Here is a 17601-nt window from a genome sequence, read left to right on the forward strand (position 1 = left end):
CTTACTCATACGAGTATGATAGCGTCACACCGCTGTATGACGAATAAGCGCGAATACCAATGTGCCACGTGCCTGACGCTGGCGCGTCGAATGTACATACTTCGCTGTTGCCATTTTGATAAGGACGACAATCATAGCTATTCGTTTCTGGCTGTGAGCCAAACTTCACGTATAGATCGGCATCACCTGAACCACCAGAGGTACGAATAGTCATCTGCGTTACACCTTCAGGAATCGTCCAAGTGTAGCGATCCCAGTTTCTGCGCGTACCAGAAAGGCCGGTTAGCTGACCTGATACTGGTTCTACGCCAGGCTCAGAGCCGCCACCGCCACCAGTACCGCCACCGGCACAACCGTTGGTGTTAAGGTAGTTGTAGGCATCAGCAAGCTGCATTAAGCCATAACCGTAGAAGTTATCACGACCCGCACTGCCTTTATCTTCTGCCGTTGCATTAAGTGCACTACGAATTTGGTTGTTTGAACACTGCGGGAAGTAACTCCACACTAGTGCTGCACCACCAGCTACGTGTGGCGTCGCCATAGATGTACCGCTGAGTGAAGCGTAGGTATTTGTTGGATAGGTAGACTGAACTGCACTGCCTGGCGCGGCAATTTCAACCTGATCGTTATATTGGCTGTAGCTTGCACGATTTTCGTTTGAGTCTACTGCCGCAACTGACATTACTGCATCATATGAAGCAGGGTAAGACTTCGCACTGTTACCATCGTTACCTGCCGCCGCAACTAACAACATGCCTGCATCTGTGAAGCTCTGCATTGCATTTCGCTCGGTAGTTGACGAACTGCCGCCACCTAAGCTCATGTTAACAACGTTCGAGCCGGCATCCTGACATTGGGTGATAGCATCGATAAGGTCAGATGCGTAAGTCCATTGGCCATTGTCGTTAAAGATTTTAACGATATGCATATCCACGCCAGGATACACACCAACTACACCTTCGTTATTATCGTATGCTGCAATGGTGCCCGCTACGTGGGTACCGTGACCGTTACCATCGTTATACCAGTTACCTACAGCACTATTGTTTGCCTGACCTGTAACGCCATCGTTTGTTCCAGGCAAATCTGGGTGACCCAGGTTGTAACCTGTATCGATGATACATACTTTGCGAGCCGTAGTATCTGACTGTGCAAATTGATTAGCCTGAACCATGGTGTAGCCGTAAGGCGTGGTCTGCGCCATAGGCTTACGACGAACATCCACTTCAATACTTTCTACGTTTGGATTTTTACGAAGCTTGTTCAGCGCAGACTTACTCATTGTAGCCGCTACCATTTTATGCTTCTTAAGCTCTTTCTTAATTGCACCACCTGCTTTTCTTACTTCTGATTTAGCAGACGCAATATCGAAAGGCTTTTTACCTTTTACTTTGGCACTTGAGATTTGACCTTTACCTTTTAATGCACTCACTTCAACCGTTTCACTGGTCATCTCATCTTTGAACTTGATGATGTAACGCTCTTGGTCAGTGGTGACAAGACGATCGACAGTCAATCGCTTACCTAGTGCTTGTTTTAGGGTTTGAGGCTTTTCTTTAACTTTTACCAGACCTTCGCCTGCTGCCATTGCAGAATTACCCATTAAGCCAAGTGATACAGCTAGAGCAGCTGCTGTTAGACATGTGTGTTTCTTATTTAATTTTGAGTTCAAAATTTATTTCCTGTTTTATCTGTCTTATTAACTTCAACACTGTTTTATTCCGTGCTTTGGAAGCTATTTGTTATTAAATGACATACAGGTATAACCATTACCTCATACGAAAAGCTCATCCATGACAACCGACGCAACTGCGTTGCAACGACCTACCCGTTTGTCAGGTATGCAAATAAACGGTATTACCAATTATTTACAGAGCTCATATTAGGCGGCGAATCAGGCTGTTGAGTATGTTGCCTTAACCCTGGTGAGCATTTTTAATACCTTTAAAAATGCACAAAAAAACAACACAACTTATGAAGAGCGCGCCAAATGTGTATTACGAGCAGATTCATGGTAGGAATAAAAAACTATAATTAACATTAATTTCACAAATTCAAATGTAACAAAATATTAAACTCTTTATAAGTTTTACTTAAATATAAAAAAAGCGTGTACCCAAAGGTACACGCTTTTTTAAAAACCAATTGAAAACTCATTAGAGGCTCAATTCTAGCAACTTAGTCTCATAAACTGCGCTGTCTTACGATCTCGTATAAGCACACGCCGGTTGCTACCGACACGTTTAAACTTGTTACGCTGCCAGCCATAGGGAGCTTCACCAACTCATCGCATGTTTCTTTGGTCAGCCTACGCATGCCCTTACCTTCAGCCCCCATTACTAATGCAGTTGGGCCTTTCAGGTCTACATCATAAAGGGTCTTATCGGTTTCACCGGCTGTGCCAACAATCCAAAGGCCTTTATCTTGAAGGTGCTTCAAGGTTCTGGCCAGATTCGTGATTTGAATAAGTGGAACCACTTCAGCTGCACCACAGGCCACCTTTCTTACTGTGCCGTTTAAGCTTGCTGATTTATCTTTCGGTACTACTACCGCGTGCACCCCTGCTCCATCTGCAGTACGCAGGCACGCACCTAAATTATGCGGGTCGGTAACACCGTCTAGTACCAAAATTAAAGGCTGCGCTTCGCTTTCTAAAATTTTGTCTAAGTCAGCTTCATCTAGCACGCGGGCTGGTTTTGCTCTCGCTACCACGCCTTGGTGTTGCTCACCGCTTACTTTGTCATCTAGCGCTTTGCGCTGACAAAACTGAACGGAAATACCGAAACGACGGGCTTGGTTAACAATGTTGGTTAGGCGCTCGTCATTGCGACCTTTCAACACCAACACTTCCATCACACGCTCGGGCTCTTTTTCAAGTACCGACTGCATGGCATGTAAACCGTATAACCATTCTTGCTGCGCCATTTAACGCTTACCTCTTTTATTCAATGACAGTGTTTTGCCGCTACTACCGCTTTTGGCGCTGCCGCGACTTGACGATTTTCCACCGCTACGACTAGACGAGCTTGAGCCGCCTTTGCCTTTGTTCCCTTTTTTATCAGAACGCGAGCCTTTATCAGAGCGTGATTTGTTATCAAAACGAGTAGGTTTATCTGAAGCCTTTTTCGCAGACCTCACTTTTACCTTCTTACCCTTAGTGCCGCGCAGCATAGACTTATCGAGTAATAAATCAATCTTTCTTTCATCAAGGTTGACCGCTGCTACGGTTACTTCAACCGTATCACCCAATCTGAACTGGCGATGGCCCGACTCACCAACCAGCGCTTGTTTTACATCGTCATAGTGATAATAGTCATCATCTAGCGATGTAATGTGTACTAGGCCGTCGATGTGATATTCGGTAAGACGTATAAATAAACCAAAGTTAGTGACCGAGCTGACTACACCTTCAAAGGTGTCGCCGACGTGGTCGAGCATAAACTCGCACTTAAGCCAGTCAGCCACATCACGGGTGGCATCATCGGCGCGGCGCTCTGTCATTGAACACTGCTCGCCTAACTGTTCAATTTCTTCAACGGTGTAGTTTTTCGCGCCACTGACTGCTTTTTTGCCCTGTTGTTTAGCAATAATGCCTTTTAGCGCACGGTGCACGACCAAGTCTGGGTAGCGACGGATAGGTGACGTGAAGTGCGCGTAAGCTTCTAGCGCCAACCCAAAGTGACCTACGTTGTCACCGTCGTAAACCGCTTGCTTCATTGAGCGCAGCAGCATGGTTTGAATTAGTTCTTCGTCCACTCGACCGCGGGTTTTAAGCACCACATCGGTGAATGCGGCAGGCTCGGCATCTTCAACTATGCGATGAGGAATACCGATTTCACTTAAGTAACTGGTAAATGCGGTAAGCCTGTCGGCGTCTGGTTTGTCGTGCACACGGTATAGCGCTGGCGCCTCATGCTTTTCAAGCATAAGAGCCGCACTTACGTTTGCCATGATCATGCACTCTTCAATAAGCTTATGCGCATCGTTACGCACCAGCGGCACAATATTTTCAATCTTGCGCTGGGCGTTGAATACAAACTTCACTTCTTGGGTTTCAAATTCAATCGCTGCACGCTTAGCACGAGCTTTTTTGAGCGCGCGGTACAAGTCGTGAAGATTGCGCAAATGAGGTACATGAGGCTCGTAACGCTGATGAAGTTCTTTGTCGCCCTGAAGAATATTCCACACTTTAGTGTAGGTTAAACGGGCGTGTGAGTTCATGACCGCTTCGTAAAACTGGAATTCTTCTAGTTTGCCATTTGCACTGATGGTCATTTCACACACCATACATAGGCGGTCGACTTCAGGGTTTAATGAACACAAGCCGTTTGACAGCACTTCCGGTAGCATAGGAATTACTTGGTCAGGGAAGTAAACCGAGTTACCGCGCTGCTGCGCTTCATCATCAAGGGCTGAGCCTGTTCTTACATAATGACTTACATCGGCAATGGCTACCCACAGCTGCCAGCCGCCATCGTCTAGCGGTTCACAATATACTGCGTCATCGAAGTCGCGGGCGTCTTCACCATCGATGGTGACCAGCGGAAGCTGGCGTAAATCGATGCGACCTTCTTTGGCTTCATCGGGCACCTGATCGGTAAGCTTTTCCACTTGCTTAGTTACGCCATTTGGCCACTGGTGCGGAATATCAAACGTGCGAAGTGCCATTTCTATTTCCATACCTGGCGCCATATGTTCACCAAGTACTTCAACAATTTTGCCCACCGGACTCATTTTACGGCGTGGACGCTGGGTAAGCTCTACCACAACCACCTGCCCCATTCGAGCACCGTGTGTGCTCTCTGGTGGAATGACAATTTCGTGCTGCAACCGGCTGTCATCTGGCACAACCATGCCAAAACCTTGTTCAACAAAGTAGCGGCCAACAATTGGCTCGCTGCGTGGCTCAATGACTTGCGTAACAAACGCTTCTTTTCTTCCACGGCGATCGGTACCACTAATGCGTGCTTCTACCACATCGTCGTGAAGGAACAAGTTCATTTGCCCAGCACTGATAAATAAATCACCGCTTTTATCTTCAGGACGCAAAAAGCCGTAGCCATCACGGTGACCAATGATTCTGCCTTTAATGAGTTCATCACGGTTTTGGAGAATGTATTTTTTCTGCTTGGTAAATTGCACCTGACCTTCGCGCTCCATGGCACGTAATCGGCGCTGAATTCCAATTCGCGCTTCTTCGTCGAAGGCGTTCACCAAGTTACAGATATCAAGAAACGACAACGGCTTGTCGTGCTCTTTTAATAAACTCATTAAATATTCGCGGCTGGCTACCGGATTTTCGTACTTCTCTTTCTCGCGCTGATAATGCGGATCATCACTCATGTATTTTAAATTTACCTTTCGTATTTTGTTCAACGTGTTTTCGTTTGTGGCTTAGTTCTTCAAAGCCCTGTAGAAAACATAAATATGATTGTTTAGACACACAAACCATTTTTGGTTCATGTGGTTATTTGCTGCACAGTATAACAGTATTTACGGCAAAAGATTGTCCGTTATTGGCTTACATCGTTTAGCAAACTATTTTGCTACGAGCGGGGGCCTACCACTTTGAATAGCAGATTTTCAGTAGCGAAGAATAGAAAATCTGTAGCTAAGTCAGCACATATGAAAGTTATAGCAACAATTTTGTAGACTGAGATACTTGCTAGTAGATTGACTTTAAATTGGGTTTGCTGTTTGCGGTTCTATATAGGTCGTATGCAACCTGATAATGCATCCATGCTTGGGCACTAATACCGCTCACAGCTTCGAGCTTACGAGCAAGCTCAATGGTTAAATTCGAATGCCCGTTAACAAACCTTGATAAATGTTTTGTTGAGATACTTAAACACTGTGCAATCTCATTTTGCTTCAGCGATGACTTTGACATGCACCTGCGTTTAAATACTTCACCAGGATGAGGCCTTTTTAGATGTTCAGGCCTTGATACTCGCTCTCCAGTATCGATTAGTGCTTTGCCCCGGTCACTATTGTATTCAATACCTATGTGCATACTGTGTTTCATGGGTTGTATTCTCTGTAATCAAGGCTGAAACAATCGCCATCATTAAAAAAACATGTTACCGCTCCACACGGTTCTACGTTATTAACTGTAACCGTTACATACCAAAGAGCGCTTCCTTCAGCTTTTATTGCACCAATATCTGTCAAATCAGAAACTTGTGATGCAGCATCTAAGTCAAATAACGCGTCCCAAACCTTGTGACGATATGCTACAGGAAGCCATTCATCATCATCACTCTGCCACATTGTAAGGAGCTTATCGTGGACAAAACTTATTATTGCCAATGGAACTCCAATTAAGATTACCATAGAGGTAATTTTTTCTCAAAAACATGTACACATTTTACCCAGTTATCAATGCAGCAACTTCGATCTAAAGTCCTGTTCTAGTTTCATCACAGCCTGACATCTGTATGTCACAAACACTCAGTATAAAAATGGGTTTTCGTTTTTGTTGCATGAGCGTTCAACAAAACAATGACATCACTAGTTACCTTACAAACCTTATAAAGAGCAGGCATATGGATAGAAGATCGTTTATAAAGCTGTCGTCATTCGCAGGTGCGAGCGTGGCAGTGTCTACAGGGCTAGCGGGCTGCACAGTGAGCAATTCAGCAAATAGCCAACCTCAAACTAACGCTACCTTTACTCATGGTGTGGCCAGTGGCGACCCGTTAAAAGACGCCGTTATTATCTGGACGCGCGCCGTGCCAGATTCTGGTGCAGGCTCAGGCTCAAAGTCAGGTGTAGCTAAGGCCGATATTTTATGGGAAATGGCAAGCGATGCTGATTTTGCCAACGTGGTAAGTAGCGGTATTGTTGAAGCGAAAGCAATCCATGATTTTACCGTAAAAGTGGACGTAGCAGGTCTTAGTCCAGCTCGTCGTTACTTTTACCGTTTCAAAAGCGCTAATAATACAAGCCCTGTTGGAGAAACCCGTACGCTACCTGAAGTCGATGTGTCTAACGTCACGTTCGGCATATTTTCTTGTTCCAACTACCCCGCTGGCTTTTTCACGCCTTACATGGAAGCAGCGAAAGACGACAACATCGACTATGTATTACACCTTGGTGACTACATTTATGAGTACGATGGCGAAGGTTACGCAACTGAGCACGCCAAGGAAATTGGCAGAACCTATGCGCCTGATAACGACACCGAGCTTTACACCCTCACTGACTATCGCAACCGCTATGCGCTGTATCGCACGGATGAAGGCTTGCTGTCGTTACATCAAAATAAGCCTTTTATTGTTGTGTGGGATGATCATGAAATTACTAACGACACCTATAAAGACGGTGCTGAGAATCACCAAGCGGATGAAGGAGATTTTTATGCCCGTCGTGCAGCGGCAGTTCAAGCTTATTATGAATGGCTACCCATTCGCCCACCTTTTGGCACCGAGCGCTTAGAAATTTATCGTCAGTTTACTTTTGGTAAACTTCTTGACTTATACATGCTCGACACCCGCGTTCTTGCCCGCGACAAACAGCTTGAATACGCCAACTATCGCGATGCTGAAACTAAAACGTTTGACCAAGCACGCTTTATGAAAGACATCGGCAACCCGAACCGCGGTTTACTCGGTGAAACCCAACGCAACTGGCTCCATTCGTCTATGCAGCAAAGCCAGGCTAAATGGCAGGTGTTAGGGCAACAGCTATTAATAGGCCGCATGCTTTTCCCTGTATCTATTTTTAATGGCGTTGAACGCAAAGCAATACCTGATCATGTACATAGGCTCGCGAATATCAAACGCAAACAAAAGCAAGGTGGTGCACTTAGTGAGCAAGAGTTTGCGCTTATCAATACCGTAATGCCTTACAACTTAGACGCATGGGATGGCTACCCTGTTGAGCGGGAACAGGTGCTGATGCAGCTTAAGTCCATCGGCAAGCCAGTTATTGCCCTTGCAGGTGATACACATAACGCTTGGCACAATAAATTAACCCTTAAAGATGGTACAGAGGTAGGGGTTGAGCTTGCCACACCAGGCGTGACGTCACCCGGTATGGAACATTACCTGAGCATGGGGGATGAAAAAGCTAAAACCCTTGCAGACGACCTACCGCTTCTTATAGAAGACTTGCAGTACTGTAATCTTCACCAGCGCGGGTTCATGACTTTAACCGTTAGCCAAGATAGCGCAAAAGCAACGTGGCACTATGTGGATGCAATTTTAACCAAAGCTGGAAAAGTAGTTAACACGCATAGCTATGAGATTAAGGCATAGCGTTCTACAAATTTATAAGTGTGTATAGGCTCTAGCCTATGCACGTTATTTATAAAGTTAAAGGCTACAAACGCTACCTTACAAGTCTCACAACGAGCTTAGTGCTTTCCACAAATAGTTTGTTTTTAATCTGCGTTGGGCCATTGCTGAGCATCATGAAGAACACGTAGTATTTCGATGCAATTTGTAGTGATGTTTTCTCGATATATAACGATAAACGGCAGGCCATTAATTACAAGTTCACGCGTATTCTTCAATCGGCCATGACGGCCTGCTCTAGGATGTTCTGATAAGACTAGGTGCGAACTATCAATAATGTTCATTATAACGTCGATAGCTACAGAGGGGCTATTTTCTTGAGCAATATGAGCTTCAATTTTCTCTAAATCGGTACCTGCAAGGTCAGTCCATTTGAGCTGCACGCTTAGCCTCCCATTTAGTTTTGACATCAGTATGGTCGGTCAAACGTCCCTCATCAGCGGCTTTCACTCCTTTTTCCACCTCTTGGATAAACCACTCTTCGCGAGCAACATACTGCTTGATGGCTTCGGCCATCAGCCACGCCTTAGGTCTATCCATCGCCTTAGCCATTTCGCCTACACGTGCAAGTGTTTCGTCATCTAATCTTACTGAGGTAGCTTTTAAAGGCATGTAGATTCTCCGAGGTTCTTTGAGAATCTTTATTGTAGCTGCACTAGCATTAAATGTCTTCTTTTGCTTTTCATCACCAAAGACAGAGTGCAAGACGTTATAGTTAAATCGCACCGAATAAAATCAGAGTCTCTGATACTCCTTCTTGTGACCCATACAATTTAAGTTACGTCCTATTCCCATCAAGATAGGGGCATATTGACGGGAATAGGTACTCTCTTATTCTTTACTTCTAAAACTCATAATAAACACGCACACCAGCAATGCGTGGCATCCCGCGTACGAAGGTAGGAATACCTAATCCACCGCCCGTATTACCAGCATCAATCAAGAATTCTTTATCAAACAGGTTGTTCACGTAAAACTCATAGGCAAACTTGCTGTTGTCTTGAAGCAGCTTCACCGATACATCAGTCAGTGAGTAAGTATCTTGAGAAAGACCAGGGTAATTGCTGCTTTCAAAAAACACTTCTGACTGGAAGCTGGTAAGCCAGTTAACATCAATGTCAAAACTGTCCATATTGAATACTTTGTTGATGTTTATCGCGCCGCTAACTTCTGGCGCTAAGCGGAACTTATTGCCACCGTATTGGAACTCAGATCCATCAGCAGTATTGTCTGCAAATTCAGCGTCAAGGAAACCAAGGCTTGCTGTTAGCGTCAGCGTCTCGCTGTAGTTATAGGTCGCCATGCCTTCAATACCCGACATGGTCGAGTCGCCTACCGTTACAGTAATAGACTGTAAGGTTTCTGCGTCGGTAAAGCTTTGCTGATAATCGCTGTATTCGTAGGTGAAAATAGCACCTGAGAACAGGAAGTTCGCGCTTTGGTATTTAATACCTAAATCGTAACTGTCTACTATTTCAGGTTTAGTCACATTAACGCCACCTGCATTAGCATCCACAACTGGTGAACGTCGTCCCCTAGCGTAGTTCGCGTATACGTTCCAGTTGTTATTAACATCATAGCTTACGGCAAAGCGCGGCAGGGTATCGTCAAAATCGCGCTCGGCATCGAACGTAAATGCACCATCTGCAGTAGTATAAGTATTACGGGTATAACGTGTTTCGTCGATATAGCGCACGCCAGCAGTAATGTTGATGTCGTCGGTAACAAAATACGACACCTCAGCAACATAAGACGCTATATCAAGTTCAGCTTCAAATATAAACGGCCCTTGTATCATAATAGGCGGCAGTGCAGGGTTAGAAATAGGAGAGCCATCTTCATTAAACAGTTGCGACACTAACATCGCACGCAGTGCTTCTATTTCTTCTAACGATGCGTCAGTAGCGATATTCTGATTTAGCGGAATATTTGAGGTGGCCTCAAGCTGTGCTTTAACCGCATCAAAGGTACCACGTACAAATGGGTCGACCATTACATAATAGGGCAAAATAGAGTCGTCTTGAGTAATAGACGCACCTACAAACGCGGCCAATTTATCACCCGAGTCATACACTAAACGCATTGACGCACCTTTAAGCGTAGCATCGTTATCAAAGTAAGCATCTTGAATTCTAAGTGCTGATCCATCAGCATCGAAACCTTCGCTTACTTCTACATCTTTATAGTATGCGTCGGCATGCAGACTGAGCATTTGGTTGAAATCGTAGTTTACGGTTAAGTCATAAGCTTGAAGCATTCGTTCAATGCCTAGTTCACTGCCTAAACTAAATTCGGCATCAGTAAAAGGGCTAGTATCTCCGCCATTGGGGGCGATAGAGCCTGATTTGAAGGCAATGCCCGGCTGGTCGTTATACTCCATGGCTGCGCGCGCAATGATTTCAAGCTGATCGTAATTCGCTCACCATGTTGCACGTAGTGCTTGTACTGAAACACCCTGAAGATCTTCGCTGTTGCACGGCACTTCTTCACCAAGATGGTTGTACATATTTGCATTACCGTAATAGGAGTCAGCGCTACAGGCATTGTTTTCTACAATGCCGTCCATTTCGCGATAAAGACCTGCTATACGAAAACTGTGGTTGTCGTTAATAGGCTGGTTATACATGAATTCAAGTTCTTGCCCTTGCTCTGAGTTATAACCAACCTGTACCTTGCCTTCTTGTTCGAAGGTGGGAAGATTAGAATGAATACTTACCGCACCATTGGCTGCCGCCACACCAAACAAGGTTGGCTGGGGGCCTTTTAAAACCTCTACGCGCGCAATATCAAAAAGCGCGACGCTGGCTACCGTCTTTTTACTGATATCAAAGCCATCTTGATATACAGAGATGCGAGGCGTTGCCGACACCGAAGATACGTCGTCAGTCACGCCTCGAATATTAAAGGACGGTAAGCTTACAGCCTGCTCTTGAATTTGAACGTTAGGTAAAATTCGAGAAAGCTCATCAAGTTCCATGATATTGGTGCGCTCTAAGAACTCGCTACCTATTACATCCATAGTAACAGGCACATCCATAACGGACTGCTCACGCATTTGTGCGGTTACCGTAATCTCTTCTATATAGTTATGTTCGTTTTCTGTGTCGGGCGCTAGTTCTTGTGCAATTGCGGCGCTTGATAGCGCAAATGCAATTGTTGTGGCAAGCAGAGAGCGTGGATAAACCGTTCGTGGGTACAGAGGACGCATCAAATCATTCCTTTTGTGTGCTTATTGGGTGTTTTATGTATTTTTTAAACATTTCGCCGACAGATTGGCGACATTGCCTAGTGTTTAGAAATATCAAAGCCCAAAAATGTAGAATGCTTTTGAGACGGTTCGATGAACTATCCGTGACATGTCGGAGGCAATTTTGTGACAAGTATTCTGTGCCCCGTTTATGAAACCAAACAGAACTCAATTCTGTACAACAAAGCTGTGCAACCTCTATGCACAAAAGAACAATGTCAGTACAATATTTAAGTAGGATAGAAATAACTTTTAAATAAAAAGCGAAACGGAGACTGCAATGAAAAAACTAATGATGGCTACTGCTATTGGCGCCGCGACCTTATTAAGCGCATGTAGTGCAGAGCACGGCACCACTCAGTGTACTACTGCGCCGGAAGCTGAATGGCAAAACCAAGATGCGTTTCAGGCTCAGCTGTTAGCGCAAGGCTACAAAATCAACGAATTTAAAGTGACAGGCGGTAACTGCTACGAAATCTACGGCTTCGATAAAGAAGAGAACAAAGTAGAGATTTACTTTAACCCTGTTGATGGCAGCATTGTTAAAAAAGAAATGCACTAAATTCTGTTTAGCAAACGGTTCATCGAACGCTTGCTTTAAAACTTGATAAAAACGCTGCAAACTATTGCAGCGTTTTTGTTTTACCCTGAGAAAGTCACGTAATGCACAAAGCTAAAGACACGGGTTCAGATATTTATGTTTGGGATTGGGTAGTGCGCGTATGCCACTGGGGCATTGTTGCAAGTTTTATCACCAACTACTTTATTGTAGAGCCAGGCCGGCTTTTTCATGAAATCGCGGGCTATGTGGGCGTAGCGCTTATATCTATACGCGTTGCTTGGGGCTTACGTTCAGCTAATCCCAACAAGAAGGGCTCCACAGATTACGCTTGCTTCTCCACTATTTCGCTAAGCAAGCAGGCCTTTAGAGAACATCTTCAGCACTTAAAGCATAAACAAATCCCACGTACTCATGGCCACAATCCTTTTGGCTGGCTTATGGTGATGGCAGTTATTGCCCTTTTGCTTGGGTTAGGTATTACCGGTTTTATGATGGAAGAAATAGACGCACTGTTTGGGAATAGCACGCTGGAATGGATACACAGTATTATGGCTGATGTATTGTACGGCTGTGTGTTGGTGCATATTGCTTCCGTATTTGCTGTACAACGTATGGGTAATATTCAGTTAGTTCGCCCTATGCTTACTGGCTGGCGTAAGCGTTAAGCCTACGTAAAGACATAGATGTGCTACGGACATAAATACACTTTTGCCGAAGCTGGCTTGTTGTGTTTGCCAGCCTTTCTGCCCTTAAGATTTTAGTTGTCTGCAGGTGTTCGATATCACCTCGCCGCTTGTGGCTTTTAACTATCCAACGGCCGCTTTGCCTCTCGCACGGCTTTCGGGTGCATTAATTTTTCTAAGCGAGCGAGGTAAGACGCAATTTGCTGATGCTGCTTTTTATCGTTGGTAACCGAGTTATAAAGCCAGTGGTATGCGTCTTCATAATCGTAAGGACTGCCATAACCGTCCAAAAACAACTCAACCAAGTGAATTTGCGCTTTTAGGTTTTTAAGCGCAGCGGCTTCACGCAAATACACTACGGCGCGAGATTTATCCTGCTGCACAAGCGTGCCCTTTGCATAGTAACGCCCCAATTGCTCTAGTGCTGCTGGCAAACCTTGATTCGCGGCATCTTCCATGTAGCCAATACCACGGGCAGGTTCAGCGTCTACGCACACGCCCCACGCCAGCATATCTCCCCATAAAAACTGGTAGGCCGGTACTTTCAAGACGTTTGCACGCGCTTCAATGTCTTGCACTAATTGGCATCGATCAGCCACGACTTTGTTTAAATGCGTATTAGCATTAATCATATCGATTAAGGCATCTTGGCTGTAAAGCTGAACTGCGCGAAGCTCTTCAATCGTTTCCCCTTCAAGAGAATGAGCGGAAAAGCCCGTGACAGTCGCGCAGATAAATAAGGCTGTGTGTAGAATACGTTTCATAGCAAAAGAGTATGTGTTGATTACAATGTCTTAGTTAAGGTATCGACTAATTATAGATTATCTTAACCAAGACATGCTTTTATTTACGAATGGACACATGAGCGTCTGCGGCCAGCTAATATCTGCTTTCAACTTTATGCTGACCACCTGCATTTAACCGTACGCCAGCATCTTGCTTTTAGTGGCTACTTTTTCGTGGGCACATGGCCGATTGGATATGGCGGGCGTGATCGGCTAGGTCAATACCTAAATCAGTTAGGTAACCACCGTCTGGCTGGGTGATTAGGCCTTTAGAGTATAGCCTGGATGCTGCGTTCACCATGCTTTGGCTGGCATCGTGATGAATTTTTAAACCTTGAAGTAGGCTGTCTGTTGGAAACTTCAGTAACAAATTTAATTCGTCTAACATGTCCTGATCGAATGAACTCATGTAACCACCTTAGGCAAAAGGGTTAGTAGGGATTTAGCACGCTGGCCACTGTAAAACACCTCAGCAAAGCGCTATGGTAAAAATCTATACCGAAACGCACACACCAAAGCACTATTAGCCCTAGATTTGTTAATATTTTTAACGCTTTCTTATATCACACCCAAATGGCACCTCTGTAAAGCGTAATTTATCTGTAAAACGTTTAATCGTGTAAACACTGCGCTTACTGATCGGACTTTGCCGCTAAATAGTATATTCTTGCCATAAATTGAGTTTGTGGATGCACCTGCACTGATGAAGTACAAAGATTTACGCGACTTTATTCGCCAGCTAGAAGCTAAAGGTGAATTGGTACGCATTACCCAGCCCATTGATACCGACCTTGAAATGACAGAAATTGCCGACAGGACGTTGCGTGCCGGCGGCCCTGCACTGTTATTTGAGAACCCTAAAAATCACGACATGCCCGTATTGGCAAATTTGTTTGGTACACCAGAGCGCGTAGCTATGGGCATGGGTCAAGAGTCTGTTGAAGCACTGCGTGAAGTAGGCAAGCTACTGGCTTATTTGAAAGAGCCAGAGCCGCCTAAAGGGCTGAAAGATCTCTGGGAGAAGCTGCCAGTATTTAAGCAGGTGCTTAATATGCCTGCCAAAGTACTTAAGAAAGCCCCGTGTCAGGAAGTGGTGCTTACCGGTGACGACGTAGATTTATCAAAAATTCCGGTACAGCGCTGCTGGCCGGGTGACGCTGCACCTTTGGTAACATGGGGTTTGAGTGTTACCAAAGGGCCGCATAAGAAGCGTCAGAATCTGGGCATTTACCGTCAGCAGGTTATCGGCAAAAACAAACTTATAATGCGCTGGTTATCACACCGTGGTGGCGCCCTTGATTTTCGTGAGTGGTGTCAAACACACCCAGGCGAACCCTACCCGGTATCTGTGGCATTGGGCGCAGACCCCGCTACTATATTAGGTGCGGTTACTCCTGTTCCAGATACCCTTTCTGAATATGCTTTTGCGGGCCTACTGCGTGGTGACAAAACTGAAGTAGTTAAGTCTATTAGTAATGACTTACAAGTACCTGCCAGTGCCGAGATTGTGCTTGAAGGTTATATTGCACAAGATGAAACTGCGCCTGAAGGTCCATACGGCGATCACACCGGGTATTACAATGAAGTCGATGACTTCCCAGTGTTTACGGTAACGCATATTACCCATCGTAAAGATCCTATCTATCATTCAACCTATACTGGGCGTCCACCCGATGAGCCAGCTATTTTAGGTGTTGCGCTAAACGAAGTGTTTGTGCCTATTTTGCAAAAGCAGTTCCCTGAAATTGTCGACTTCTACTTACCGCCTGAAGGATGCTCTTATCGTATGGCAGTAGTGACGATGAAGAAACAGTATCCTGGGCATGCGAAACGGGTGATGATGGGTGTGTGGTCGTTCTTGCGCCAGTTCATGTACACCAAATTTGTGATAGTGTGCGATGACGACGTTAACGCGCGTGACTGGAACGATGTTATTTGGGCCATCACCACCCGTATGGACCCAGCCCGCGACACGGTAATGATAGAAAATACGCCTATCGACTACTTGGATTTTGCGTCCCCCGTTTCAGGGCTAGGTTCTAAAATGGGAATGGACGCCACCAATAAAATGCCGGGTGAGACCGACCGAGAATGGGGCGTACCTATTGTGATGGACGAAGACGTTAAAAAACGCGTTGATGATATTTGGGACAGTCTTGGTATTATGTAGCGACTATTTTTAGCGCTATTTATTTTGTATTGAAGCATGCGCTTTTCTTAAGCGCATGAAAAGGCGACACGCTAAGCAAGAAGGTTAGAAGAGAATACATGTCAGAAATTAAGTGTAAGGTTGCAAGCATCACGCCTTTAACCGAAGTGGTTCAAAAAGTCGAATTAACGCCAGAAAGCCCTGTTGAGTTTAAAGCGGGTCAGTACGCCATGGTGGTAATGGGCGAAAAAGATATGCGTCCATTTTCTATTGCCAATGCCGCATTTGATAATAGCCGCATTGAATTACACATTGGCGCAGAGCCTGGCAACAGCTACGCTGGTGAAGTGCTAGAGCGCATGCGTGCGGATGGCGAAATTACCGTAAACGTAGGTAATGGCAATGCCTTTTTGCAAAGTAATGGCCTGCCTATGGTGCTTATTGCTGGTGGTACTGGCTTCTCATATACCTACTCTATTCTGCAAGAGCATCTTAACAGCGGTGATAAGACACCACTTACCCTTTATTGGGGTGGAAAACGCGCGGCTGATTTGTATTTAGCTGACAAGCTTACTGAGCTCGCTGAAGCTAACGATCACTTCACTTTTGTGCCGGTTGTAGAGTTTGCATGCGACGAATGGAAAGGCAGAACGGGCTGGGTACACCATGCGGTAATGGCAGACCACGCTGACTTTGCCAATATTCAGGTTTACGTTGCAGGTCGTTTTGAAATGGCCAAAGTTGTACGCGATGATTTTACACAACGCGGCTTAAAAGTTGAGAACCTGTTTGGCGACGCGTTTGCGTTTATTTAAGCGCTAGCGTAAACCCATATTCTGAAAGCCGGCGAATGCCGGCTTTTTTGTTTTTTTAAAGTCATTTTTCATTCCCAGCGTCTTACTCCTTTTTTCAATCGCGATGCCTTGCGATGACCAACCATTAAACACGTTTACTCCAATTGTAGCTTTGCCACGTATTCGTTATGGTGAAAAAATAAAAAGGGTATACGGATTTAATGGTTGATGGGGCACCTTCACCCCATCAATCTGATACCACCCTCAGATGGTTGATAGATCGACTCCGTAGTTGAGTTCCTCTGCGAAGTCCGGCAGTCCGTAACCGATGGTTTTCTTGTAGAAAGGAGAGACCTTCGCAGTCGGTGCCTTCTTCTTGTGCTTCGTGGTGTAGAGCATTCGTGCCCGCATCACCTCGAAGGAGTAACCGCGCCCTTCACGGTTCTTGTCCTTGGCCAGTCGGTTGATGGACTCCGTGTAAGCGTTGGTGACGGGCATGTCCGTCTCGAAGTAGGTCATGGTCTCTTCGCGCCAGTTTCCCACTGCCCTGACCAGATCGCTCCAGACTTCCTTTTGGCCCTTCGGGATGGTGGCTATCCACTCGTCCAGGGCGGCTTCTGCCTGGAGCCGTGTGGTGGCGTCCCAGATGCCGTAGAAGCGCTCCTTGTGCTCGTAGGCGGCCAGCAGTTGCGGGAACGCGCCTGTCCAGGTCTCCATGATGAGGCGCTCCCGGTCTGAGACTTCGTGAGCGCGTTTCAGCAGGATTTTCCGGTCTCCCTTGAGAGTCCGACTCTGGGACGGTTTCAGCTCCTTTCTGAGGCCCTTGCGCACTCTCTCTAGGGCATCGTTGGCCATGCGCACCACATGGAACTTATCGACCACGATACGGGCCTGGGGCAGCACAGCCTTGACCGCTGCCCGGTAGGGGTTCCACATGTCCATGCTGACGATCTCGACCTTCTGCCGGTCTTTCAGCTTCATCAGGTAGTTGGTCACCACGTCCTGGCGGCGGGTGGCCAGCAGGTCGAGCAGGGTTCGCTCCTCAATGTTGGTCAGAATGCAGCGGTAGCGCTTGTTCAGGTAT

Annotated in this window: 16 protein-coding genes and 1 pseudogene; 5 read left to right on the top strand and 12 right to left on the bottom strand. The window is 45.8% G+C overall.

What is annotated here, in order from left to right; translation table 11 throughout:
* Position 1: 1 nt before the first annotated feature.
* The 5 genes from MHN09_RS15565 to MHN09_RS15585 all read right to left on the bottom strand — a co-directional run bounded on the left by MHN09_RS15565 (position 2) and on the right by MHN09_RS15585 (position 6309).
* Positions 2–1672 (bottom strand): S8 family serine peptidase, encoded by a 1671-nt coding sequence (locus tag MHN09_RS15565; protein WP_039226695.1) that lies wholly within the window; start codon positions 1670–1672, stop codon positions 2–4.
* Positions 1673–2184: 512 nt separating this feature from the next.
* Positions 2185–2925, bottom strand: a complete 741-nt coding sequence (rlmB, locus tag MHN09_RS15570) for a 23S rRNA (guanosine(2251)-2'-O)-methyltransferase RlmB (RefSeq protein WP_014950916.1) — start codon at positions 2923–2925, stop codon at positions 2185–2187.
* Positions 2926–5343, bottom strand: a complete 2418-nt coding sequence (gene rnr, locus MHN09_RS15575; protein ID WP_239241362.1) for a ribonuclease R — start codon at positions 5341–5343, stop codon at positions 2926–2928.
* Between the two features lie 322 nt (positions 5344–5665).
* Positions 5666–6025 (bottom strand): HigA family addiction module antitoxin, encoded by a 360-nt coding sequence (locus tag MHN09_RS15580; protein ID WP_239241364.1) that lies wholly within the window; start codon positions 6023–6025, stop codon positions 5666–5668.
* On the bottom strand, positions 6022–6309 hold the full coding sequence (locus MHN09_RS15585) for a hypothetical protein (RefSeq protein ID WP_239241366.1): 288 nt from the start codon (positions 6307–6309) through the stop codon (positions 6022–6024). Before MHN09_RS15585 ends, MHN09_RS15580 begins: the two co-directional genes overlap by 4 nt.
* Positions 6310–6545: 236 nt before the next feature.
* On the opposite strand from MHN09_RS15585, the gene MHN09_RS15590 reads away from it, so the two are divergent.
* Complete coding sequence (locus MHN09_RS15590; protein WP_239241367.1) at positions 6546–8258, top strand: alkaline phosphatase D family protein; 1713 nt, start codon at positions 6546–6548, stop codon at positions 8256–8258.
* A 125-nt stretch (positions 8259–8383) separates the two neighbouring features.
* Here the strand turns inward: MHN09_RS15590 and MHN09_RS15595 are convergent, their stop codons facing one another.
* From MHN09_RS15595 to MHN09_RS15610, 4 genes are all read right to left on the bottom strand, one after another.
* On the bottom strand, positions 8384–8680 hold the full coding sequence (locus MHN09_RS15595) for a type II toxin-antitoxin system RelE/ParE family toxin (RefSeq protein WP_239241368.1): 297 nt from the start codon (positions 8678–8680) through the stop codon (positions 8384–8386).
* The gene (locus MHN09_RS15600; protein ID WP_239241369.1) at positions 8661–8909 is read right to left on the bottom strand and encodes a ribbon-helix-helix protein, CopG family; all 249 of its coding nucleotides are present in this window, start codon (positions 8907–8909) and stop codon (positions 8661–8663) included. The genes MHN09_RS15595 and MHN09_RS15600 overlap by 20 nt, the downstream gene beginning before the upstream one ends.
* 232 nt (positions 8910–9141) lie before the next feature.
* A complete protein-coding gene (locus MHN09_RS15605) occupies positions 9142–10677 on the bottom strand; it encodes a TonB-dependent receptor (protein ID WP_239241370.1) in 1536 nt (511 codons plus the stop codon).
* Positions 10678–10716: 39 nt separating this feature from the next.
* Positions 10717–11505 carry a TonB-dependent receptor plug domain-containing protein gene (locus MHN09_RS15610; RefSeq protein WP_239241371.1) on the bottom strand — a complete coding sequence of 263 codons (789 nt, stop codon included), beginning with the start codon at positions 11503–11505 and terminating at the stop codon, positions 10717–10719.
* 319 nt (positions 11506–11824) lie between these two features.
* Here MHN09_RS15610 and MHN09_RS15615 point away from each other — a divergent pair, with 319 nt between their 5' ends.
* A complete protein-coding gene (locus MHN09_RS15615; protein WP_014950922.1) occupies positions 11825–12106 on the top strand; it encodes a PepSY domain-containing protein in 282 nt (93 codons plus the stop codon).
* A gap of 101 nt (positions 12107–12207) precedes the next feature.
* On the top strand, positions 12208–12771 hold the full coding sequence (locus MHN09_RS15620) for a cytochrome b/b6 domain-containing protein (protein WP_239241372.1): 564 nt from the start codon (positions 12208–12210) through the stop codon (positions 12769–12771).
* 137 nt (positions 12772–12908) lie between these two features.
* Here MHN09_RS15620 and MHN09_RS15625 read toward each other — a convergent pair whose 3' ends face one another.
* Both MHN09_RS15625 and MHN09_RS15630 read right to left on the bottom strand, forming a co-directional pair.
* Positions 12909–13553 (bottom strand): tetratricopeptide repeat protein, encoded by a 645-nt coding sequence (locus tag MHN09_RS15625; protein WP_239241373.1) that lies wholly within the window; start codon positions 13551–13553, stop codon positions 12909–12911.
* 178 nt (positions 13554–13731) lie between these two features.
* The gene (locus tag MHN09_RS15630) at positions 13732–13983 is read right to left on the bottom strand and encodes a TIGR02647 family protein (protein WP_014950925.1); all 252 of its coding nucleotides are present in this window, start codon (positions 13981–13983) and stop codon (positions 13732–13734) included.
* Positions 13984–14277: 294 nt separating this feature from the next.
* Here MHN09_RS15630 and ubiD point away from each other — a divergent pair, with 294 nt between their 5' ends.
* Positions 14278–15744: a 4-hydroxy-3-polyprenylbenzoate decarboxylase gene (gene ubiD / locus MHN09_RS15635; RefSeq protein WP_014950926.1), complete on the top strand. Its 1467-nt coding sequence runs from the start codon at positions 14278–14280 to the stop codon at positions 15742–15744.
* A 98-nt stretch (positions 15745–15842) separates the two neighbouring features.
* Complete coding sequence (fre, locus tag MHN09_RS15640) at positions 15843–16538, top strand: NAD(P)H-flavin reductase (protein ID WP_239241375.1); 696 nt, start codon at positions 15843–15845, stop codon at positions 16536–16538.
* A 243-nt stretch (positions 16539–16781) separates the two neighbouring features.
* On the opposite strand, the pseudogene MHN09_RS15645 reads toward fre, so the two are convergent.
* Positions 16782–17601, bottom strand: a pseudogene (locus MHN09_RS15645) (ISL3-like element ISPst2 family transposase); the annotation flags it as partial.

It is taken from the genome of Alteromonas sp. MmMcT2-5, assembly GCF_022348315.1.
Classification (GTDB): domain Bacteria; phylum Pseudomonadota; class Gammaproteobacteria; order Enterobacterales; family Alteromonadaceae; genus Alteromonas; species Alteromonas macleodii.

What these genes read in the sequence shown, in the direction of transcription:
- fre (WP_239241375.1), top strand. Translation starts at nt 15,843, where the DNA reads ATGTCAGAAATTAAGTGTAAGGTTGCAAGCATCACGCCTTTAACCGAA.
- ubiD (WP_014950926.1), top strand. Translation starts at nt 14,278, where the DNA reads ATGAAGTACAAAGATTTACGCGACTTTATTCGCCAGCTAGAAGCTAAA.
- MHN09_RS15615 (WP_014950922.1), top strand. Translation starts at nt 11,825, where the DNA reads ATGAAAAAACTAATGATGGCTACTGCTATTGGCGCCGCGACCTTATTA.
- MHN09_RS15580 (WP_239241364.1), bottom strand. Translation starts at nt 6,025, where the DNA reads ATGAAACACAGTATGCACATAGGTATTGAATACAATAGTGACCGGGGC.
- MHN09_RS15605 (WP_239241370.1), bottom strand. Translation starts at nt 10,677, where the DNA reads ATGGAGTATAACGACCAGCCGGGCATTGCCTTCAAATCAGGCTCTATC.
- MHN09_RS15620 (WP_239241372.1), top strand. Translation starts at nt 12,208, where the DNA reads ATGCACAAAGCTAAAGACACGGGTTCAGATATTTATGTTTGGGATTGG.
- rnr (WP_239241362.1), bottom strand. Translation starts at nt 5,343, where the DNA reads ATGAGTGATGATCCGCATTATCAGCGCGAGAAAGAGAAGTACGAAAAT.
- MHN09_RS15625 (WP_239241373.1), bottom strand. Translation starts at nt 13,553, where the DNA reads ATGAAACGTATTCTACACACAGCCTTATTTATCTGCGCGACTGTCACG.
- MHN09_RS15610 (WP_239241371.1), bottom strand. Translation starts at nt 11,505, where the DNA reads ATGCGTCCTCTGTACCCACGAACGGTTTATCCACGCTCTCTGCTTGCC.
- MHN09_RS15630 (WP_014950925.1), bottom strand. Translation starts at nt 13,983, where the DNA reads ATGAGTTCATTCGATCAGGACATGTTAGACGAATTAAATTTGTTACTG.
- rlmB (WP_014950916.1), bottom strand. Translation starts at nt 2,925, where the DNA reads ATGGCGCAGCAAGAATGGTTATACGGTTTACATGCCATGCAGTCGGTA.
- MHN09_RS15590 (WP_239241367.1), top strand. Translation starts at nt 6,546, where the DNA reads ATGGATAGAAGATCGTTTATAAAGCTGTCGTCATTCGCAGGTGCGAGC.
- MHN09_RS15600 (WP_239241369.1), bottom strand. Translation starts at nt 8,909, where the DNA reads ATGCCTTTAAAAGCTACCTCAGTAAGATTAGATGACGAAACACTTGCA.